Source organism: Alteromonas sp. ABH2_165, from assembly GCF_056159945.1.
Map to the genome: position 1 here is coordinate 111,759 of NZ_JBSWWF010000008.1, position 21,084 is coordinate 132,842.

The following is a 21,084-nucleotide window of genomic DNA, read 5'->3' on the forward strand; positions in this document are numbered from 1 at the left end:
CTACATCCTTTTAAATGCTGGCTTTTTCAAAATAAAATCGCGGTAATCGTTCGGATCGCCTTGTTCACCAGCTTCGGCTGCTTTGGCGATGTTGTACATTTCCCTTGCACTTACGTAATGTAATTTATATTGCTCACCATCATTGTACTTTTCATTTAAATGACGGTGCATGGCTTCGATAGGCTCGCCGAGTAGTGCAGGCATATCGACATCTTGAGCGCCGTGGGTATGAATTTTAATGAAAATCCAGTTTGGCTGCCCCTCAACGTGAATGTGTTTATCTACCCAGTTATCAATACGTGCCGGTGATGGACGCATATTATCGCGAATATCAGCGCGTTCTATCTTCGGCAGGATACCAAATTTGAAGGCTTCACGGTTGAAGCCCATAGGGCCTTGCATGATGAGCATGTCACCGCTTGCGCTGCCGTTTTTATGCATAAGCTTGCCCGTATTATAGGACTTGGGCTTATTTGGATCGTCTTTGGCGTAATAAAAACAGTTAGTCAGTGACGGCTGTGTTGAATCTGGTGAGGGGAATGTCATATCGACATAACAGCCAGTTTCTTTCAACACAATGAGCTCGTCATTCACGCCACACCAATGGCCTTTGGGATGAGAGTTATCAAGGGCCCAGTTACCATGAATAAATGCATAAACAGGCTTTCCTGTTACGGGGTCTGTCGCCAGGGCACCGTGTTTTTCATGCAGTGTCTGTGCAAAATTGCTCAAGACCATACGCAGATTATCACTGGTGTCGTTTTCGTGGTGAAGGTGTATCTCTATTTCACCAAATCCTCTGGCACACAAATCTGACAGCTTGTTCAAGTGTTCTTCGCGGTATTCTTCTTCAGGGAAGAAAAACGAATGTTTAGGGTGACAGCCGTCGGCATCAGTGAATTTTTCCGCCATTTTGGGGTAGTCATTAAACCAACGATCAACACGCTCTCTCTCAAGCTCAATATTGTCTTTATTTAACCACTGAGGTTCGTAGTGATCGACAAAGCAAAACATGACATGCGTAGTGCCGGATGTTTGAGGTTTACTGGAAAAAAAAGCTTTTCTCCAATACCCGAGGATCCAAGGATGCATATCTTTTTTATAAATAAGCACGACTGCAAAGGACACAGCCAGCAGTAAAAGAAACACGAAGGTAAGAAGAATATAAAAAGTCATTAGCGGGCCGTTCTTTTCCAGGTTGCAGACTGCTTTGATGTTAAAAAGCGAATGAATCCCTGTCCGAGGGAAACGTTCATAGAGACAAAAAATGTGACAAGTTTAATGATGGCAGCGAGTTTTCCCTTTTTGTTTTCAGACATATTTAAACCATAAAAATACGCCAGATAGAAGAGGGCATGACCGCACATCAAAACACTGTAAATCGGGTTGCCAAAAGCAAGCATAATATTGGTTACTAATGCTAAAAGCATGAAGTGAGGCACAAACCAGCGCACAATTTTGTGGCTAATGTAGGCAAAGCAACGGGCACCTGCCGTTGGGCTAAGTACCCAGCCAAGACGACTCATCGCTTGGTAATTGCCGGCACCAATTCTCACTCTGCGGCTTGCTTCTTCGCTAAGGTTAGGGGCAATTTCTTCAATGGCCCTGGCTTCCGGGTTATACGTTAACCGGTATCCTTGCCTCGCTACGCCCATAAATACACAGAAATCATCAATGATGGTGTTCTCTGGCAAGGGTTCATAAAGTTCAGTACGAATAGCATAAATGGCACCGTTTGCCCCGAGCATTGCGTTGATGCGAGATTCATGGAATTTAAGCACCTGCTCATACTGCCAATAAAGGCTGTCTTTGTTGTTACCGGAAAATGCGTCTACAAGCTCGAGTTCGCCGCATACGCCACCTATTTCGGGCTCACGGAAATCAGCGACCAACTTGGTAATTGCATCAGGCTGAAAAAACGTATTAGCATCGGAAAAAACGGTGATGGGTGTTTTTACCTGGTTCAGCAAATCGTTAAGTACGTTGATCTTGCCGCGATTTTGTTCAAATAAAACGGCTTCAAAACGCGAGTCAGTAAATTCGCTTAATAGCGCATTGGTATTATCTGTGCTCCCGTCAGACCCAATAAGAATACTCAACTTTTCAGCGGGGTAATTCAGCGCGAGTAAATTTTCAACCCGCGCTTTTATACACTTTTCTTCGTTATAGGCAGCAATAACCACCGTGACTTCAGGCAGCTCGCTGTCGCGTTTACGACGCCCCTGTTTACTTAGCACGAACTTCGTGTCTTTGATTGCCTGTTTTAAGCTACTTAATAGAATGAGCAGAACCGGATAAACAGCATAGGTGTAAAGGATTGCACCAACACTTAGCCAGAAGACGGTTGTAAGAAAAGTCGTCATTGTTTAGGCTTCGCTGGTATGCCTAATGCGGTGCAGTTAGAAGGTATATCTTTTACTACCACTGCATTGGCGCCAATTTTCACGTTATCGCCGATGGTCACCCCACCGATTATTTTAGCCCCAGCGCCAATAAATACATCGTTACCAATAGTGGGTGATAGTCCTTTTTCATCACCAATAACCACGCCGCTTTCAATAACCACACGCTCACCGGTTACGACCTTGCTGTTAATCACCACACCCACAGGATGCATGATCACCAAACCTTTACCGAACTGAGCTTTCACACCAATAACGCAACCGTTGAACCATTTATTCAAAATTTGAAAAAAGAGTCCGAGAGGGCTGAGTAATCCTCGACTGCACAGGTGAGATAAACGGAACAAAAATGTTGCACTTGTTCCGTCAGTCAATAAAAGTCTGAGTAGTGAGAGGTGAGCACCATCATCGGCAAAGATAGCTTGTTTATATTTGAGGTCGCTCTTGAAAATGTTTAACACTAACTTGTACTTCCATATTTTCGCTTACTGCGAGCACAAGGTTGTGCCCGCGGCTGTTTACGTTAAATCTAACTTTTCAGTTCGTCTTCAATCAGACTTTTTGTATTTGACAATGTTTGATTGCCAGGACGGATATTCAGCGCTTGAGAAATCCACTTGTAAGCTTTATCTGGCTGTTTGTCTTGCAACAATAGCAGCGCGATATTATTCATTGCTTTCCAGTTTCTCGTTTGTTCGCCAAGCAGACCTTCATAAAACGCGATAGCCTTCTTAGGATGGAAATGGGAAAGCTCACTCACGTAAAGTAAATCTGCGTCATCGTAGCCACGGGTTTCATTGGCAAGTTCTTCTAACACGGCCAAACCCTTTTCCGGTTCGCCGGTTTCAACGAGCGCTTTATATAACAGTTGGGCTGATTTGGTTGTACGCATATTCTTAAACGCTGCCGTGAGCGCAGGAATAGCCTCGTCGTAATTCTGTTCAGCTGAGCTGATTCGCCCGGCTATCTCTTGTGCTGTTGGCGAATTGGCTACAGAAGCAGGTAAAGATGCCAGTACTTGCCTTGCCTCTCCGTAAGCTTTTTGGTTTACCAAAATATGGCTGCGCAATAGCAGAATTTGAGGGTCGGTTTTTATTTTCTCAGGCGCATTGTTCATGGCGCGAATCGCCGCGCGGTCGCCATCTGCCATCATGGTTGCTTCGAAAAACGCTTCGTAAACCGGAATAGTGACAAAATTAGACTTTATGGCATTTCGTAAGGTATCTAATGCTGCTAGCGGCTGCTTAAGCGCCATAAGCGATTTCGCTAATAAATAATCAACTTGAGGCTGTGTCTGATAGTTAAATACAGACGAGCGGGCCTGATTAACCACTTCTTTATAATCTTGCTGCAGGTAAGCCGCGTACAGTTTTGTAAATGCGGTGGTTGATGCATTTCCATCAAGCAACGAATCCAGACTTCTGTAGCCACTTTTCGTGCCAGATACAGCACCCGATGCTGTGTATGCACCATAGAGTGCTGCATGGTCGTTAGGCGAATCCGTTAACACCTTTTTATAACCGTCTAGCGCTTCTTCTACATTACCCTCGGCCATCGCACGGTCTGCAAAAAACTTTGTTGCCTCGAGGTTTGACGGAGAGATTGCTTGGATTTTGCTATAAATAGATGCCAATGCTGCGCGGTTACCAATTAATTTTTCAAATTTGACTAAAATAAGTAAATTTTCAATATTGTCTGGCTCGGCTTCTATCCAGTCCTGGATGATCGCACGGGTATTATCGATGTCACCTTCCGATGCTTTCATTGCTACAAGCATCAACTTAGATTGGAAACTATTGCCGCTAGCTGCACCCGCAACAATTTCTTCAGAGGCTGATTTAAGCAGCTCTGAACCGTCGGTGTCACCCACACCCAGTTTCATGATACCAAGTTGCTGACGTTGTTCAGGGGTTTCAAAATCGTCAGCTTTGATATTCTTTAGAATTTTAGCGGCTTGTGCATTTTCACCGGTTAACAAAAGCGCGGAAGCGGCTTTTGCTGCCAAACGGGTATTACTGGCAATCAGCGACGGTTGTCTTTCATATAAGGTGTAAGCATCCATGTAATCGCCAGCAGAGAGTTTGGCGGCGATGTACATCTGCAGGCCAGGGTGATTCGGTGGAAATTTATCAACCAGTTTCTCTAAATAAGAAAGCGCCTGTTCGTAGTTCCCAATCTGGAAATGGGAAATACCCGCCACATAGATTGTCGTGGTTGAAATGAAATTTTGCGCTATGACGGTGTCGATATATCTTGCCGCACTCTTAAAATCTTGTCGGGATAATGCTGCAATGGATTTAAGTTGATTGGCCAACGGGTGTGTCGGCACAATTTGGAGCACATTATCAATGTACTTCTCGGCCTCAGGGAACGCTTTCGCTTTTAACAGTGCTTCACCAATCTTAAGGTTGAGTTGCGCGAAATAGGGTTTCAGTTTTAACAGCGCTATGTAGTTATCAGCGGCAGCATTAAAATCTCCCGCTGCCTGAAGGATCTCTGCTATTAAAGAACGAATTAACCAATCCTCCGGGTACTTCTGTACCAAGGCATCTGTGGCCTGAATGTTGTCTACGTTCTCGTTAATTAAAAACTGATTGATGATAAATTCCACGTCGTTGATGCGTTCACTTTGTGACGGCGCATTGATTTTAGCGACGGCAGCTTTCGCGGCTTGTAGATGTTCATTGGTGGAATCAATGGATTTTGAACGGCCTGAAATAACGGCAGCAATGGTCTCAACCTTGACGGTGTTCTCATCGTTCAGGCTGCTTTTGAATTCTTCAAAGGTGACTTCGAAAACGTCGAGGTCTGCCATAGAGTACAATGCGAGAAAGTATTCTTCAGCAAAGTCGTTGATATCACCGCGCTGGGTTAACACTTTGTCAAACGTGGTGATAGAACTGACCATATCGCCTACATCAAAATAGATTCGGGCAAGTTCAATTCTTGGTCTAATGTCTTGTGGAGATTGCTGGACGGCTGCTTTTAAATGAATGATTGCTTGCTTGTAATCATCTTCGCTGAGCGCTGTCTGCGCTTCATTTAAAAGTTCATCTGTGGTCATCTGAGAGCAAGCGGCAACCCACATCGTTGAAGCAACAAAAGTGAGCGCTTTCGTTATTCTTTTTATACCCATATATACAGCGTGTCCTTTTTAAAATGAGTGGTTACTTTAATCGTTCTCCTATCAAAAGGAAAGTATGAAACCTTGAGGGAAAGTATGAAGGGAATGGCTCATTGAAGGCGAGAGAGTAGATGTAAAAAAAGGCGACACAAGGTCGCCTTTTTTCCTTAAGCGTAAAAACGCTTATTTGTTCTTACGACGTGCACTCATACCCAAACCAACCAGGCCCAGAGCAAGTACTGCAACAGTTGATGGCTCTGGAACGCTTACAGGAGCTGCAACGAAACCAGCAGACAAGTCACCAGTTACTGAAGGCAGGTTAGCCAGCGTATCGAAGTCACCGTTAACGTTCAGCAGTGAGTAGAACGGAATTGGGTCTACGAAGTAGTCTTCACCATCAGCAGTCAGTACGAAGTCAGTGAAGTCAAAGTTAAAGTTACCAGTACCGTTTGCATACTGACCGTAAGCATTAGTTACTGAAGACGCAGAGCCCAACAGGATGTCGTCGCTGTTGTTGGTAGTAGTACCGTCGATCAGGCTGTCTACACCAGTATCCAGGTTAACGTCGATGTACAGGCTGAACTCTGCTTGCGTCGCAGTGAAGTCAGTTGCATTGGTAGTAGTAGTACCAGATGCTGTCAGAACTGCGTACAGGCTGTATGAGTCACCAAGCTCGGTGTTGAACACAGGCATTGTACCGTTGTTTTGGAACAGTGCAGTCAGGTAAGCCATTGCGCCAGTAGTGAAACCGCCTTGACCGTCAAAAATCAGTTCTTCAACGTAACCACCGTTGAATTTATCACCAGTTTTAACTGTACCGTTGTAGTCTGTCTCATCGATAGAGAAGTCCAGGTACTCAGGATTCATTTGAGCGTTAGCAGAAAAACCAGCTACCAGACCAGCTGTAAGAGCTAAAGATTTTACAATTTTATTAAATTTCATGACCATCTCCATATTAAATTCGTTCGGCTATCAGCCTCGCTAAGATGGTAGCAGTTATGATGCCAACTTTTTTAGTTGTTGTTTTTAAAGGGTTTTGTGTTTTTGAGTGAAGTGCGGAAAAGCGCGTTGTAAAAATCCCTGACAGTATTTTTCGCTATTTCTCGGTGACGACGCGCTCTGCAATCTTAAACTTTAGTCGCTGGATAATGCCGCGGTTACCAAACGGGCACCAAGTTCTACTTAGTTTATTCTTATAGGCATCAAAATGTAAGCCATGGGGAGCAGAAAGTACCTTTCCGCGGTCTAACAATATCTTCAGTGCTGTTGTTTCTGCGATACCCGCACACAGGCTAACGGCCATGGCGGTGGACGGGCCTTTACGCGCATGAAAATCAACTGCGGTTGCGTCTACCAGGTAGTCTCGTTGAAGCATGGCAGGGGACAAACCAATAAGAAACTGGATTAATTGGCCTTCTTCGGTTTTTTTATCTTCAAACCGGAAGTACTCTTCGTAAGTCATTTGACCGGGCATAAAACAGAGCAGGGCGGCGCCCATGCCTAGTGGCGCAGCAGTAACTACAGGGATGTTCTTTTCATAGCAACGTCGGAAAACCAGTTTTCTGGCTGCCAGTGCAAAAAAGTCGAGACTGTCTATATAAAGGTCTACACCGTCAAGGAAGTCGTCGACATTGGATTCATCAATGCCTTGGGGGTACTCGTTAATGCCAAGCTCAGGATTGATATCCTTCAGCATGGTGGTCATCACACTGATTTTATCCTGATCTTTTGTCGATACAAAGGCGCCTGATTGGCGGTTAATATTGTGGATATCGAACTGGTCAAAATCGGATATGTTAAGATTTCCGACACCCAGTCTAGCAAGGGTAATGCTGTGTAGTCCGCCCACACCGCCGCAACCGGCTATTGCAACCCGCTTATTGCGCAACGAGGCTTGTTCTTCATGCGTTACCCAACCAATGTTACGGGAAAACGCTACATCATAGTTAAAATCCATACGTTACTCAGTTATTCTGAATGCTTCAGTTTAGCTTAACCTTTATAGGGTAAGTTAATATCATGACATATAAAATGTTACCAAGTTAAAATTCGCTGGAATGACGAAATAGGGATGCCGAGGTGAAGTACTTTCGAATTTTATTATTGCTGATTGTTGGAATAAACAGCGTTACCGCCGAACCACTTAAAGATGTGGTAAAAAAAATTAAGCCGTCCGTGGTTGGAGTTGGCTTCTATGCGCCCATGGCCACAATAAGTCACCAACTGAAAGGGACGGGATTTGTGGTAGGAGATGGCCGCTATGTAGTGACCAATTCTCATGTCATTTTAGCGGTGCCTCAGGAAGAAAATATAAAGTTCAATGAAGTGGTATTTGTGCCCAAAGGCAGGCAAACAGGTATTGCGAAGGTTAAACAGGTGTTCACAGATGAGGAACACGATTTATCTATTCTAGAACTGACGAAGCCATTGCCAGCAGTGCGTCTGCTATCAGAGACAGAAACCTTGGATGATGGAGAAGACGTGGCGATGACCGGATTTCCCATTGGTGCTGTTCTTGGCTTGTACCCTGCTACGCACCGAGGTATCGTCGCGGCTTACTCACCCAATGTCATTTCTGCCGCAAATAGCACCCAGTTATCTGAGGCTTATCTGGCCAGTTTGCGCAATCCGTTTATGGTGTATCAGCTTGATATTACAGCTTATCCTGGCAATAGCGGCAGCCCAGTTTATAATGCGGAAACCGGGGAAGTATTTGCCGTTATCAACAAAGTGTTTATCAAAGAAACCAAAGAATCAGCAATCACTGCACCCAGCGGTATCACTTACGCTATTCCTGTAGAGCATGTTTATGCGCTAGCGAGAAAGCATGGCATTTCGTTGTAAAAAATCAGGTTTAAAATCGGCGTTGATTTTGCTTTCGATCTTACAGCCTGGTTTTCCAGTATTATTTAAAAATTGATTGAGTATCTTGCTCAACACGTAGCATTTATCTAGGGAGCACGATATGAAAGTGTTAGTGACAGGGGCGGCCGGCTTCATCGGTTCGTATGTTTCAGCTTTTCTGATTGAACGTGGGGATGAGGTTGTCGGCATTGATAATCTAAATGATTATTACGATGTGTCGTTGAAAGAGGCACGCCTGCAACGTATTACTTCTTTGCCTGGTGCAGAAAAATTTACTTTCATAAAGATGGGCGTCGAAGATCGTCCGGCCATGGAAGCGCTATTTGCAGAGCAAAAGTTTGACAAAGTGGTGCATCTTGCGGCGCAAGCCGGGGTGCGTTATTCATTGGAAAATCCTCACGCTTATATCGACGCGAACATTGTGGGTTTCATGAACATTCTTGAGGGATGCCGTCACAACGAAGTGAAACACTTAGTGTATGCGTCATCCAGTTCGGTGTATGGCGCTAACGAAAGTATGCCCTTCGCAGTAGAAGACAATGTCGACCACCCAGTATCACTTTATGCGGCGAGTAAAAAAGCGAATGAGCTAATGGCGCATACTTACAGCCATTTATATGGTTTGCCAACGACCGGACTGCGATTCTTCACCGTATATGGCCCATGGGGGCGCCCTGATATGGCGTTGTTCTTGTTTACTAAAGCCATTTTAGAAGACAAGCCGATCAAAGTGTTCAATTACGGTAACCACCGTCGTGATTTTACTTACATTGATGACATTGTCGCGGGCGTGATTGCCACTCTGGACAATAATGCTAAAAGCGATGATAACTGGTCAGGCGAGGAGCCTAATCCTGGGTCAAGTAAAGCACCTTGGAAGGTCTATAATATCGGGGCGCAAACGCCGGTGCATTTGCTAACTTACATTGAAACCCTGGAAAACGCGCTGGGCAAGAAAGCAGAAAAAGAAATGTTACCGATGCAGAAAGGTGATGTGCCAGATACCTTTGCAGACGTTGAAGCCTTAGTAAAAGATACTGGATACCGTCCAAAAACGGATATCGCTACGGGGATTGGCCAGTTTGTTGACTGGTATCGCGATTTCTATAAGGTTTAACGAAGATAATTTTTTTGCGGCACTCAGTCTTTGATGAACTGCCGCAAATAGTCTTCTTTTTCCTCCGGCATATTGGGAATTTGATGCCGCAGGTTAAGTCTGATCTCTTCGAGCATCGCGGCAAAGCCAGGTTTCAAACTTCCCTCAAGCAACGGTCGGTTAATGTAGTATGGCGCTCGCTTTCCATGGTAATTCACTACCGGCCCAATTTGCTGAAACTTTATTCCCACATAACCCATACTTCTCGCTAGACGGGGTTCCATCATGACATACGCATGCTTTACGCCAAACTCCAGTGCTGAAGCGGCAGCGGCAAAATAAAGACCAACAGCAATGAAGGGGAAGCACCGTAATTCGGTCTCTGAGTAGGTGACCGGGTTGATAGCACCCACTGCAGAACCGTCAAAGTCGTCTGAACGACGTCGGCGGAAATACTTGGGGACAGCCAATCGCGATATCTCGCAAATTTCGTGGCGTTTAAATCGTACCGGACTCAGATCTTCCCGGGTAATGGATGACAGGCAGTATTTTTCAATCGGCAATTGCTGATGCGCTTCCAACGGGCGTACTGCTCTTACCGTACCAGCCATTTCATTTGAACCAATATGTCTAATTAAACAATGGCGGGAATAAGCATCAAATTCGTCCGTTTCGAGACCTGATTCTTTAACGGGTTCGAAAGCTAATTCATCGCAATACACGTTATGCCGTATTTTGTATACGGACTCACGTAGCGCGTCGTCAACGGCAAGCACGGGTTCGAGGTAAGTACTGAAGTGTGACGATATGTAATTCGCCTCACGCAATTGTTGATAGCCAGACACGAGTTTTCCGAAACGCGTCCGGCGGAACTTTTTGTTGATTGTGTCAAATATCGATTGATTAGCCATAAAGGATTTTTACTTCCTACTTCTAGTACCGCAACCTTACACTAAGGCTGCAAACTGGCACAGCGTGAATACATATCCCTCTTGATACTATAGGACAGATTCGGATATTTATGGCAAAAATTAGAATTTCTTTATACGCCTTTGAATTAGATGGATTTACCGCTTTTCGACCGGTTATTTGTCACGCAGATTGCGTGTGATGGGCTATACCTGAGCCTTACGGTTTGCGACAGTGATAGCGTTTTTAAGCCAATAAAAAAGCCACAAAATGTGGCTTTTTTGTACATCGATGCGTTAATCAAGAAATCATAAAACTATGAATTCAGGGATGCTTTCATATCTTTCCGTCGTTGGTGCAAAAGGGGCTCGGTGTACCCGTTTGGTTGTGAAACACCATCAAAGATCAGCTCTCGGGCGGCTTTAAAGCCAATAGAAGAGGTGAGGTCTGGGGTCATAGGAATGTACTCACTGTCGCCCTGATTTTGCTCGTCAACCAGTGTCGCCATGCGCGTTAAGGACGCATCTACCTGTTCGGCGGTGATAATGCCATGGACTAACCAATTAGCGAGGTGCTGAGAGGATATCCGTAGTGTCGCGCGGTCTTCCATTAAACCGACATTATTAATGTCTGGCACTTTAGAACAACCGATTCCCTGATGAACCCAACGAACAACATAACCAAGAATACCCTGCACATTGTTGTCAACTTCTCGTTGGATTTCCTCACGGGTTAAAGAAGCGCCTTCTGGCATCAGCGGAATAGTGAGGATGTCGGCAATGCCGTCGTAATCCTGTTCACCCATCTTTGACTGCAGGCCAAAAACATCAACCTCATGGTAGTGCAGGCTGTGCAAGGTTGCTGCGGTTGGTGAAGGTACCCACGCCGTATTGGCGCCCGCTTTGGGGTGTCCTACTTTAGCTTCCATCATGTTGGCCATCTGATCTGGAATAGGCCACATACCTTTACCAATTTGCGCACGTCCGGAGAGTTGACATTTTAAACCCGTTTGCACGTTTGCTTTTTCGTAGGCGGTGATCCACTGCATGGTTTTCAGTGTGCCTTTGGCCGCAAATGGACCTGCCTGCATTGAAGTATGAATTTCGTCGCCAGTGCGGTCGAGGAAACCGGTGTTGATAAACGCGACTCGCGATGACGCGGCACCAATACACGCTTTCAAATTGATGCTGGTGCGACGTTCTTCATCCATGATACCCATTTTCAAAGTGTCGCGTTTCAAACCGAGCATGTCTTCCACACGGCCGAATAATATATTGGCGAATGCCACTTCTTCGGGACCGTGCATTTTCGGTTTAACAATATAAATACTGCCGGTGCGGCTGTTGTTGAATTTACCGTTACCGAGCAAATCATGTTTGGCGATGAGCGAGGTGATTACGCCGTCCATAATGCCTTCAAATACCGGTTCACCATCTAGCAAAATAGCATCGTTACGCATTAGATGGCCTACATTGCGAACAAACATCAGGCTACGTCCTGAGAGCGTCACTGTGTCAGAGCCATTGGCGGCAGTGTATTCCCGGTCTGACTGCATAGCGCGCACAATTTTTCTGCCGCCTTTGTCCATAGTCAGCGACAGATCGCCTTTCATCAGGCCCAGCCAGTTGCTATATACAAGGGTTTTATCTTCAGCATCAACGGCGGCAACGGAATCTTCGCAGTCCATGATAGTGGTCAGAGCGGCTTCTACCAGCACATCTTTTACGCCGGCAGGATCGGCTTTGCCGATAGAGCTGTCAGCATCAATCTGAATTTCAAAGTGCAAACCATTGTGTTTAAACAGCAGAGCGGTGGGTGCACTGGCTTCACCCTGGAAGCCGATAAATTGTTCCGCTGATTGTAACGTGGTTTCACTGTCCTTTAAGATTACTGCCAGTTTTCCACCGTTGATGGTGTACGCAGTGACACCTGTGTGAGAGGCATTCTCAAGCGGTAGCATTGTATCGAGCAGCGATTTTGCTTTAGCGATAACCTTGTCACCACGAACAGGGTTATAGGTTGAACCGGCCTCTGCGCCACCGTCATCGCTGATCACGTCGGTACCGTACAGTGCATCGTACAGACTACCCCAGCGAGCATTTGCCGCATTCAGTGCATAGCGGGCGTTATTAATCGGCACAACAAGTTGAGGCCCAGCCATGGTGGCAATTTCAGAGTCTACATTAGTGGTGGTCGCCGCAGCGTTAGCGGGTTCGGGTTGCAAATATTCGATATCGCGAAGAAACTGCAGGTAGTCGTCACCGAAAGCTGGCTTGCCTGCCTTGTGATATTCGTCGATTAACACTTGCAGATGGTCGCGCTTATCAAGAAGCGCTTGATTGACTGGAACGAGGTCGACAAGCAGAGATTCGAAATCAGTCCAGAATGCCGCGCTATCTACGCCGGTGCCTGGCATTGCCTGTTCATTGATGAATGTGTTGAGCACTTCAGCAACCTGAAGCCTTCCGTGTTGAATGTAACCTTTCATAATGACCTCTACTCTTTAATGAATGGTTAGTGTAGAGGGTATTGAAGCGTATTTTTAATTTATGGTTTGTATGATTGCCATAACCCTTATGAATTATGGCAGTCATTGATTACATATTGCTCATTTCAGCGGCGAGATCACCGATGAGTCGGCGTAGCCAAATGTGACCTGCATCGTGATGGAGTAGGGCGCTCCAGGCCATCTTCAATGCAATAGGGGGAATGTCGAAGGGCGGCTCTTTCACAATCACAGTGGGGTCGTCTTTAAACAAACGAGCTGCTTTGCTGGGTAGGGTTGCCACCAAGTTTTGTGTTTTCGCTATTTGCAGTGCAGCATGGTAATGGCGAGTAAATACTCGGATAGCCCGTTGTTTACCGAGCTTCGTGAGCTCTGCGTCTACCCAGCCCAGTTTTTGTACTTCATTAGGGTCGATACCCACGCCTACACCAAAACCGGTTTTGCTTACCCAAATATGCTGGGCGCTGAGATAGCTTTCCAAATCCCATTTCTGTTCAGCAAGAGGGTGTGACGCCGCCAGTACGCAGCTGAAACTGTCATACCAAATCACTTTTTGGTGGAACGACAGGGGAAGTTCATCGAAACGGTTGATGGCCATGTCAACCTTGCCCTGTTCCACATCATGGAAAGTGACGTCACTGGGGGTAATTAAATCGAGGGTGATATTCGGTGCCAGTTTGCCGAGACGACCAACGAGTTCAAGTAGCAAGGTACTTTCAGCATAGTCACTGGTCATAATGCGAAAAGTGCGTGCGCTGGTAGCCGGGTCAAAATCCGTTTCTGGCTGAATAGAACTTTCCAGTTTACTTAACACATCGCGGATAACCGGTTGTAACTCAAGCGCTCGTTTGGTCGGCGTCATCCCTTCACTGGTTCGCACCAGTAGCGGGTCTTTAAACAAATCCCGCAGACGCTTCAAACCATTGCTCATGGCTGGCTGAGTAATGCTCAGCTGATTTGCTGCCCGGGTCACACTGCCTTCTCTAAGCAATACGTCGAGATAAACCAGAAGATTCAGATCCACTTTGGCTATATTCATGCTTCTAATGCCCCATATCAGGATTATTCTGTTTAACTATTATAATCGAATCGGTTTCACTGAACAGATGACTAATGGTCGCAGATTTTCTGCCCAATGTTCGCCTTAAGCACTGATACTTTGGTACGAAGTTAACAATCAGCCAGGCTCTGGATTTAAAATTGCCGTAATTATAGTCCAGAAAATAATAAAATCGGTGAATATAAAAAAGGCTCCCGAAGGAGCCAGAGGTTAGGAACCTGTATGCTTACACATCAAATTGGTTCATGGTGTTGTCGTCGCCTGAAGCTTTCAGTGCGCCTTCACCAGAGAAATACTCTTTGTGGGTGTCACCCAGGTCAGAACCAGCCATGGCTTGGTGCTTAACGCACGCCAGACCCTGACGAATTTCTTTACGCTGAACACCTTTAACGTATGCCAGCATACCTTCGTCACCGAAGTAACCTTGCGCCAGGTTGTCAGTAGACAGTGCCGCAGTGTGGTAAGTAGGCAGCGTGATCAGGTGGTGGAAGATACCTGCTTCACGTGATGCATCACGCTGGAAGGTCTGGATCTTCGCATCTGCTGCTGCAGCCAGTTCACTGTCGTCATATTCTGCAGACATCAATTTCGCCCGGTCGTAAGCAGATACGTCTTTGCCTTCTTCCTGCCATGCGTCGAATACTTGCTGGCGGAAGTTCAGTGTCCAGTTGAAAGACGGTGAGTTGTTGTAAACCAGTTTCGCGTTCGGGATAACTTCACGAATCGCGTCAACCATGTCACCAATTTGACGTACATGAGGTTTTTCAGTTTCAATCCACAGCAGGTCAGCACCGTGTTGCAGAGAAGTGATACAGTCAAGAACAACGCGGTCGAAACCAGTATTTGCTTTGAACTTGAACAGACCATTAGGCAGACGAACAGGCTTAACCAGTTTGCCGTCTTGTTTGATAACCAGGTCGCCGTCAGACAGGTCATCTGCACCGGAAACTTCAGTGGTGTCCAGGAATGCGTTGTACTGAGAAGCCAGGTCGCCAGGTGCGGTAGATACAGGGATTTTCTGTGTCAGACCGGCGCCTAATGAGTCAGTACGGGCAACAATAACACCGTCGTCTACGCCCAGCTCTAAGAATGCGTAACGAACCGCGTTGATTTTCGCCAGGAAGTCTTCATGAGGAACGGTAACTTTACCGTCCTGGTGACCACACTGTTTAGCATCGGATACCTGGTTTTCAATCTGGATACAGCAAGCACCCGCTTCAATCATTTTCTTCGCTAACAGATAAGTGGCTTCTTCGTTACCGAAACCGGCGTCGATGTCAGCAATGATAGGTACTACGTGCGTTTCGAAATTGTCGATTTGTGCTTGGATAGCCGCTACATCGCCACCGTTTGCCTGTGCTGCATCTAATTGTTTGAACAGATCACCCAGTTCACGTGCATCAGCTTGACGCAGGAAAGTGTAAAGCTCTTCAATCAGCATAGGAACGGTGGTTTTTTCGTGCATTGATTGGTCAGGCAGTGGGCCGAACTCAGAACGCAGGGCTGCAACCATCCAGCCAGAGAGGTACAGATAACTTTTGTTGGTAGTACCGTGATGTTTCTTTACAGCCAACATTTTTTGTTGACCTACGAAACCGTGCCAGCAACCTAAAGACTGCGTGTAGCTTGCACTGTCGGCATCATACTCTTCCATATCTTTGCGCATGATAGCGGCAGTGTACTTGGCAATGTCCAGACCAGTTTTGAAACGGTTCTGTGCTTTCATGCGTGCGGCGTACTCTGGGTTAATACCTTCCCAGCTTCCTTTCTGCGCGGCTTTTAGCGTAGCAATAGTATCGATATCTTGCTGATATTGCGACATAGAGGTCTCTCCCGAATTAACTCAAATATGTTGTTTAGGCGATTACGCTGCACTGCGCTCTCGTTAGCTCACAATCATCCTAGTGCCGTTGTAAGAATAACGTAAATATATAATCTTCATTCTCATCATATGTTTCATGAATGTTAAATGTAGGTGCCTGTGAAAGTTGACGTTATTGGTTTCAGCGGCGGTGATTTTTAAAGGGAGAAATATTGTGCGATAGGCCCTATTATTAGATAAGCAATGCATGAAGAGAGATAACATGAGCAGTATTCTTAATAGTGTCGACCAGCGAACCAACCTGGTAGGAGAAAACCGCCTTGAACTTCTTATGTTCAGGCTTGGCTCCCGTCAGGCGTTTGCTATGAATGTGTTTAAAGTAAAGGAAGTGATTAACGTTCCTAAGATGAACGTCATGCCCGGATCCCATGGAAATTTGACCGGGGTAACCAATTATCGTGGTTCCTCTATTCCTGTCATCGATTTGCGTAGTGCCATTCGTATGAAAAATGGTGGCGATTCAACTCACGCTAAAAATGTGATTATTACTGAATATAATCGCTCGGTTCAGGGGTTTCTGATTGGTGACGTACTCAGCATTGTGAACACTTCCTGGCAAAACATTCAGCCGCCTCCTAAAACAATTGGTAAATCAAACTACCTTACCGCCATCAGTCAGATTGAAATTGAGGGTAAAACGGAACTGGTCGAAATTATTGATGTGGAAAAAGTGCTAGCCGAAATCATTGATTACGACATTTCAATTTCGCAAGGGGTGCTTGACCAGCAAGTGGTAGAAGCCATGAAAGGGCGTCAGGTGTTGGTCGTGGACGATTCCGCCACAGCCAGAAAGCAGATCAAAGATACTCTGGCACAAATTGGTCTATCTTGCTTAGAGTGTTTTAACGGTGCAGAAGCGCTCGCACTATTGAAATCCTGGGCCGATGAAGGCAAACGTCCCTCAGAGTTAATTATGCTAATGTTTACCGACGCGGAGATGCCTGAGATGGACGGCTATCGCCTAACCGCTGAGGTACGTGGTGATCCCAGAATGAGTGACTTGTTCGTAGCACTGAATACCTCTTTAAGTGGCAGTTTTAACGAGGCCATGGTTGAAAAAGTGGGGTGCGACCGTTTTATTTCGAAATTCCAGCCAGATATGCTAGTGGACGTGGCGCAACAAAGGATGCGCGAAATTCTGAGCAACGCGTAAATACCAGACTTCCAACTTCATTTTATCGTCTTTCGTGAATTTTTGATGACTCACGGAATTCACATTGGTTGCGCTGTAGATGTGTTTTACACTTTACGCAGTTTCAAATCATGGATAATAAGATGTTCAACAAATTAAGCCTGTGCCCGATCATCGGGCTGGCTCTCGTGCAAGGTTGTACGAGCACCGATATCGCCACAACAAGCGACACAACACTCACTAACGACAAACGCATTCCTCACAACATTATTATGGTGGTTGCGGACGGTATGGGACCTGCCTATACCACAGCCTACCGTAATTATGCTGACGATCCGTCTACACCCGCAATCGAAACCGGTATTCTGGACGAAATCCTGGTTGGTAATGCCTCTACCTATCCTGCTGCTGTATCTGGCTATGTCACTGATTCAGCCGCTGCCGCGACAGCTTTAGCGACCGGTGTGAAATCTTACAACGGTGCAATTGGGGTGGATGCCAATAAGCAGCCTGTTGAGTCTGTGCTGCAACGTGCGAAGAAGCTGGGTATGCGAACCGGTGTTGCGGTGACATCGCAAATTAATCATGCTACACCTGCCTCTTATCTTGCCCATAATGAAAGTCGTAAAAACTACGATGCCATCGCCGATAGTTTTTATGACGATAAGGTAAACGGCCACTTCGTTGCCAATGTCATGCTGGGCGGAGGAACGCAGTACTTCGTGCGGGAAGATCGTAACTTAGTGACTGCATTTACTGATAACGGTTATCAGTTTGTAGAGGGCTATGATGAACTGGCCTCTGTCCCTGCCGGTTCTGATGTTATTGGGTTGTTTGCGCCAGTGGGGCTACCGGCTGCCCTTGATGACGAGAATCATCACCGTTTGTCTTATATGACTGAGCATGCCATTAAGCATCTGGAGAATCCGGAAGGATTTTTCCTGTTGGTAGAAGCGAGTCAGGTCGATTGGGCTGGCCATGCTAATGATATTGGCTCTGCCATGGCTGAAATGGACGATATGTCAGTGACCATGTCTTACCTGCACGATTATGTCGTCGCTCACCCTGATACCCTGGTTGTGCTAACCGCAGATCATAGTACGGGCGGACTGACCATTGGTGCGAACGGTGTGTACGAATGGCACCCAGAATATTTGCGCAACATGCAGTCATCGGTATCGTCCATCGCGGTAAATATGGTAAGTGAAGACTCACCCGCAGGGTATGCGGAAGCACAGCTTGGATTTACTTTTGAAGGTGATGACACGGCAAGAGTCACTGACATTGCCGCATTACCGGATTTTGAAGCCCGGGAAACAGCTCTGAAGGCTTTTCTCGACGAGAAAACCAATACCGGCTGGACAACAGGCGGGCATACCGGGGTTGATGTGGAAGTGTTCGCTTTTGGCGCAGGTGCGCACGCGTTTGCGGGTCAGTTAGACAACACGGACATTGCGAGAACGTTTTTCCAATATTTGGAAGCCAAATAAAAGTAATTACACATATCGCAAAAAGCCGCTTCAAATGATTTTGAAGCGGCTTTTTTAACGGGATTAAAAAATAACGGGCTTGTTGCTCCGCCTCTTATTGATTAAGGAAATTGTCCAGTTCTTCGCCCGTCAATTTGCCTATCTGCGAGAATAAATACCACAAGGCCGTTACTAGCAGAATCATACTGGGAATAACGATTACCGGGTAACTTAGCATGGTCATACGACCTAATTCTTCGGTGTAAGCCGTGGTTCCTGGCTCACTCACAAGAATGATTTTCGCTAACGCGTAGTTCAGCACAGAGGATAAGAAGAATGAGCTGGCGACAATATACGAGCTTATGGCAATTTTCTTCCTGAACTCACCTTGCTTGCCTTTTTCGTCCAGCGCTTTGTTAAGGTTATCCCAGTTGATGATCTGATCGTTGAGGATCAACATCTTCACCAGCGGCTTTTTGCTGAACTGTGTTACCAGCACTGCAATACCAATCAGAGCAGGAATGGTGGCTTCTTTAATGGCGATGTATTCTGCGGGCAGTTTTAGCAGACTAATACCACCGGTGAGAATTACGCTAACAATGCCCAGAATGGAAAATCCATTAATTTTACCTGACTGTTTTAAATCCCAGATGCCATAAACAATAGGGAATGCCAGTGCCGCTACGATACTCCAGGCTGGACCAAGGTACTCATCACCACTGCCGTAAGACATGATAACGACGGGAATGACGATGTTGAATGCCAGGTTGCCAAAAAAGCCCTGGTTTTGCTGTTTTTGAGGTTCTGTGGTGCTACTCATAATATCTAATCTGTACGACGTTGAGTTCAGTATACGGGAATCAGCTACTTCACCCAATACCATGCTGCGATGAGGCCACCAATAAATCCGAATAAGTGATACTCAAAGGAGACAAAGGCTTTAGTGGGGAAGATGCCGAATAACATGCCGCCGTAAAGTAAGGCAACCAATACGGATATCACCAGATAGTGCACCTGCTTACTTCGAAAGCCTGCTAACAACAAGAAGCCAAAATAGCCATAGACGATGCCACTGGCACCGATATGAATAGCAGAGCGTCCGAACAACCATACGCCAAGCCCACCAATCAAAAATACCGTGAGTGTAGTAAGCCAGAACGTTTTATTGCCCCACTGCATGATGAGCCACATAAACAGCAAAAGGGGCACAAGGTTAGTGATGAGGTGACTCGGCGAGCCGTGAAGAAAGGGAGCGATAAAAATAAAGGGCAGGCTATGCAGTTCTCTGGGTATAACACCGAAGATGTTTAAACTGTTAGCGGTAAGCACATTTATCGCTTCCAGGATAATAAGGACCAGGGCGACAATGGCAATAAAACGAAACTGTCTTTTAAGTACTGACATAACTCTCCGTCAGGCATCGCAGTGTATGCCAGGTATTTCTCATACTAACCGGCGGAGCCGGTGTGCTGATTCAGACGATAATGTGGGGCAGGTATCGGGACAAATCCTGCGTGATCATAGAACTGTCTTCCCGTACCGAAATGCCTGCAGGCATGTCATCAATTAGCCAACTGCCAATCAGTGTGTAGTTTTCAGCAAACTGCGGCAACGCTTGGTAGGCTTGAACAATAAATCCCTCTTCTCCATACGGACCGTCAGATAAATCGGTTTGCTTACCATTGTCGATGATGCTGATATTGGCACCTTCCCGGGAAAACAGTGGTTTTTTGATCCACTTGCCCGTGGACAAAGCCGGTGTGTCTTCAGCAAACCAAGACGGTAATAGGTTGGGGTGGTCTGGGAACATCTGCCAAAGCAAAGGAAGCAGCGCTTTATTAGACAATAGTGCCTTCCAAGGCGGTTCAATCCAGTGCGTACCCGCTTCTGAAAGGGCGTCGCCAAACGCTTCTCGCAGCATAAATTCCCAAGGGTAAAGCTTGAAGCAATCGGTGATAGGGTTGTCTTTTAGATCGGTGAACACACCTGTGTCACCCAGGCCAATATCTTCGATAAAGATAAAGTCGCTAATGATGCCTGCGGCCTCGGCGCAATCCTGCAGGTACTGCACAGTGCCACGGTCTTCATCGGTATCCTGACAGCACGCAAAGTGCATTTGATTTATTTGGTAGTAAGCGGCAATTTCGCTGAATCGGTTAACCAGCTTTTCCTGCACAGAATTGAACTGGTCGGCGTGCCTTGGCAAGTTGCCCCGATCAACCTGCTGTTCCAGCCATAACCATTGCCAAAAGCCTGATTCGTAAAGTGAAGTGGGCGTGTCAGCATTGTTCTCCAGAAGCTTTGCCGTACTTTTTCCGTCGTAAACCAAATCAAGGCGGGAATATAAGGAAGGCTCTTCGTCGCGCCAGCTATGATAAATCAAATCCCAGTGCTGCTCGGGAATGCGAAATTTTTGCAACCACTGTTCATCAGCATGGATTTTTTCTACCGCTTGCAAACACATTTGATGAAGCTCAGCGGTAGGGTCCTCAATATCATTTTCAATTTGCTGAAGTGAAAACTGATAATAAGCCGATTCATCCCAGTAAGGTTCACCGTACATGGTGTGGAAATGAAAACCGTACTCAGCGGCTTGCTGTTGCCAGTCTAGCCGCTGCTTGATAGGAATACGAAGCACC

General features: G+C 46.1%; 17 protein-coding genes. 4 read left to right on the top strand and 13 right to left on the bottom strand.

Going from position 1 to position 21,084, the window contains the following annotated elements; translation table 11 throughout:
- From ACXAFQ_RS15895 to ACXAFQ_RS15920, 6 genes are all read right to left on the bottom strand, one after another.
- The gene (locus tag ACXAFQ_RS15895; protein WP_474824373.1) at positions 1 to 1,176 is read right to left on the bottom strand and encodes a hypothetical protein; all 1,176 of its coding nucleotides are present in this window, start codon (positions 1,174 to 1,176) and stop codon (positions 1 to 3) included.
- On the bottom strand, positions 1,176 to 2,363 hold the full coding sequence (locus tag ACXAFQ_RS15900) for a glycosyltransferase family 2 protein (RefSeq protein ID WP_474824375.1): 1,188 nt from the start codon (positions 2,361 to 2,363) through the stop codon (positions 1,176 to 1,178). The genes ACXAFQ_RS15895 and ACXAFQ_RS15900 overlap by 1 nt, the downstream gene beginning before the upstream one ends.
- Positions 2,360 to 2,683, bottom strand: a complete 324-nt coding sequence (locus tag ACXAFQ_RS15905; protein ID WP_474824377.1) for a serine O-acetyltransferase — start codon at positions 2,681 to 2,683, stop codon at positions 2,360 to 2,362. The genes ACXAFQ_RS15900 and ACXAFQ_RS15905 overlap by 4 nt, the downstream gene beginning before the upstream one ends.
- 248 nt (positions 2,684 to 2,931) lie before the next feature.
- Positions 2,932 to 5,538, bottom strand: a complete 2,607-nt coding sequence (locus ACXAFQ_RS15910) for a tetratricopeptide repeat protein (RefSeq protein ID WP_474824379.1) — start codon at positions 5,536 to 5,538, stop codon at positions 2,932 to 2,934.
- A gap of 171 nt (positions 5,539 to 5,709) precedes the next feature.
- The gene (gene pepA, locus ACXAFQ_RS15915) at positions 5,710 to 6,468 is read right to left on the bottom strand and encodes a flocculation-associated PEP-CTERM protein PepA (protein ID WP_474824381.1); all 759 of its coding nucleotides are present in this window, start codon (positions 6,466 to 6,468) and stop codon (positions 5,710 to 5,712) included.
- Positions 6,469 to 6,622: 154 nt separating this feature from the next.
- Positions 6,623 to 7,483, bottom strand: coding sequence for a ThiF family adenylyltransferase (locus tag ACXAFQ_RS15920; RefSeq protein WP_474824383.1), 861 nt, complete (start codon positions 7,481 to 7,483; stop codon positions 6,623 to 6,625).
- Between the two features lie 122 nt (positions 7,484 to 7,605).
- On the opposite strand from ACXAFQ_RS15920, the gene ACXAFQ_RS15925 reads away from it, so the two are divergent.
- Both ACXAFQ_RS15925 and ACXAFQ_RS15930 read left to right on the top strand, forming a co-directional pair.
- Positions 7,606 to 8,370 (top strand): S1 family peptidase, encoded by a 765-nt coding sequence (locus ACXAFQ_RS15925; RefSeq protein WP_474824385.1) that lies wholly within the window; start codon positions 7,606 to 7,608, stop codon positions 8,368 to 8,370.
- Between the two features lie 121 nt (positions 8,371 to 8,491).
- Entirely contained in the window at positions 8,492 to 9,508 is a 1,017-nt protein-coding gene (locus ACXAFQ_RS15930; protein WP_474824387.1) for an NAD-dependent epimerase, read from the top strand.
- Between the two features lie 23 nt (positions 9,509 to 9,531).
- On the opposite strand, the gene ACXAFQ_RS15935 is transcribed toward ACXAFQ_RS15930, so the two are convergent.
- From ACXAFQ_RS15935 to ACXAFQ_RS15950, 4 genes are all read right to left on the bottom strand, one after another.
- Entirely contained in the window at positions 9,532 to 10,398 is an 867-nt protein-coding gene (locus ACXAFQ_RS15935; RefSeq protein WP_474824389.1) for a PEP-CTERM/exosortase system-associated acyltransferase, read from the bottom strand.
- A 314-nt stretch (positions 10,399 to 10,712) separates the two neighbouring features.
- Positions 10,713 to 12,884, bottom strand: a complete 2,172-nt coding sequence (locus tag ACXAFQ_RS15940) for a malate synthase G (protein ID WP_474824391.1) — start codon at positions 12,882 to 12,884, stop codon at positions 10,713 to 10,715.
- 109 nt (positions 12,885 to 12,993) lie between these two features.
- Positions 12,994 to 13,941 carry a LysR family transcriptional regulator gene (locus tag ACXAFQ_RS15945; RefSeq protein ID WP_474824393.1) on the bottom strand — a complete coding sequence of 316 codons (948 nt, stop codon included), beginning with the start codon at positions 13,939 to 13,941 and terminating at the stop codon, positions 12,994 to 12,996.
- Positions 13,942 to 14,188: 247 nt separating this feature from the next.
- Complete coding sequence (locus ACXAFQ_RS15950; protein WP_474824395.1) at positions 14,189 to 15,784, bottom strand: isocitrate lyase; 1,596 nt, start codon at positions 15,782 to 15,784, stop codon at positions 14,189 to 14,191.
- Between the two features lie 262 nt (positions 15,785 to 16,046).
- Here ACXAFQ_RS15950 and ACXAFQ_RS15955 point away from each other — a divergent pair, with 262 nt between their 5' ends.
- The gene (locus tag ACXAFQ_RS15955) at positions 16,047 to 16,997 is read left to right on the top strand and encodes a chemotaxis protein CheV (RefSeq protein WP_070125684.1); all 951 of its coding nucleotides are present in this window, start codon (positions 16,047 to 16,049) and stop codon (positions 16,995 to 16,997) included.
- A gap of 122 nt (positions 16,998 to 17,119) precedes the next feature.
- The gene (locus ACXAFQ_RS15960; protein ID WP_474824398.1) at positions 17,120 to 18,466 is read left to right on the top strand and encodes an alkaline phosphatase; all 1,347 of its coding nucleotides are present in this window, start codon (positions 17,120 to 17,122) and stop codon (positions 18,464 to 18,466) included.
- 94 nt (positions 18,467 to 18,560) lie between these two features.
- Here ACXAFQ_RS15960 and ACXAFQ_RS15965 read toward each other — a convergent pair whose 3' ends face one another.
- From ACXAFQ_RS15965 to ACXAFQ_RS15975, 3 genes are all read right to left on the bottom strand, one after another.
- Positions 18,561 to 19,265, bottom strand: coding sequence for a VC0807 family protein (locus tag ACXAFQ_RS15965; protein WP_070125735.1), 705 nt, complete (start codon positions 19,263 to 19,265; stop codon positions 18,561 to 18,563).
- Positions 19,266 to 19,309: 44 nt separating this feature from the next.
- On the bottom strand, positions 19,310 to 19,849 hold the full coding sequence (locus ACXAFQ_RS15970; RefSeq protein WP_474824401.1) for a rhomboid family intramembrane serine protease: 540 nt from the start codon (positions 19,847 to 19,849) through the stop codon (positions 19,310 to 19,312).
- 70 nt (positions 19,850 to 19,919) lie between these two features.
- Positions 19,920 to 21,083, bottom strand: coding sequence for a glutathionylspermidine synthase family protein (locus tag ACXAFQ_RS15975; RefSeq protein ID WP_474824403.1), 1,164 nt, complete (start codon positions 21,081 to 21,083; stop codon positions 19,920 to 19,922).
- Between the last annotated feature and the right edge of the window lies 1 nt (position 21,084).

Excerpts from the sequence above, each read along its gene's own strand:
- ACXAFQ_RS15910 (WP_474824379.1), bottom strand. The coding sequence starts at position 5,538 with ATGGGTATAAAAAGAATAACGAAAGCGCTCACTTTTGTTGCTTCAACG.
- ACXAFQ_RS15970 (WP_474824401.1), bottom strand. The coding sequence starts at position 19,849 with ATGTCAGTACTTAAAAGACAGTTTCGTTTTATTGCCATTGTCGCCCTG.
- ACXAFQ_RS15900 (WP_474824375.1), bottom strand. The coding sequence starts at position 2,363 with ATGACGACTTTTCTTACAACCGTCTTCTGGCTAAGTGTTGGTGCAATC.
- ACXAFQ_RS15930 (WP_474824387.1), top strand. The coding sequence starts at position 8,492 with ATGAAAGTGTTAGTGACAGGGGCGGCCGGCTTCATCGGTTCGTATGTT.
- ACXAFQ_RS15920 (WP_474824383.1), bottom strand. The coding sequence starts at position 7,483 with ATGGATTTTAACTATGATGTAGCGTTTTCCCGTAACATTGGTTGGGTA.
- ACXAFQ_RS15955 (WP_070125684.1), top strand. The coding sequence starts at position 16,047 with ATGAGCAGTATTCTTAATAGTGTCGACCAGCGAACCAACCTGGTAGGA.
- ACXAFQ_RS15935 (WP_474824389.1), bottom strand. The coding sequence starts at position 10,398 with ATGGCTAATCAATCGATATTTGACACAATCAACAAAAAGTTCCGCCGG.
- ACXAFQ_RS15960 (WP_474824398.1), top strand. The coding sequence starts at position 17,120 with ATGTTCAACAAATTAAGCCTGTGCCCGATCATCGGGCTGGCTCTCGTG.
- ACXAFQ_RS15895 (WP_474824373.1), bottom strand. The coding sequence starts at position 1,176 with ATGACTTTTTATATTCTTCTTACCTTCGTGTTTCTTTTACTGCTGGCT.
- ACXAFQ_RS15945 (WP_474824393.1), bottom strand. The coding sequence starts at position 13,941 with ATGAATATAGCCAAAGTGGATCTGAATCTTCTGGTTTATCTCGACGTA.
- ACXAFQ_RS15965 (WP_070125735.1), bottom strand. The coding sequence starts at position 19,265 with ATGAGTAGCACCACAGAACCTCAAAAACAGCAAAACCAGGGCTTTTTT.
- pepA (WP_474824381.1), bottom strand. The coding sequence starts at position 6,468 with ATGAAATTTAATAAAATTGTAAAATCTTTAGCTCTTACAGCTGGTCTG.
- ACXAFQ_RS15950 (WP_474824395.1), bottom strand. The coding sequence starts at position 15,784 with ATGTCGCAATATCAGCAAGATATCGATACTATTGCTACGCTAAAAGCC.
- ACXAFQ_RS15940 (WP_474824391.1), bottom strand. The coding sequence starts at position 12,884 with ATGAAAGGTTACATTCAACACGGAAGGCTTCAGGTTGCTGAAGTGCTC.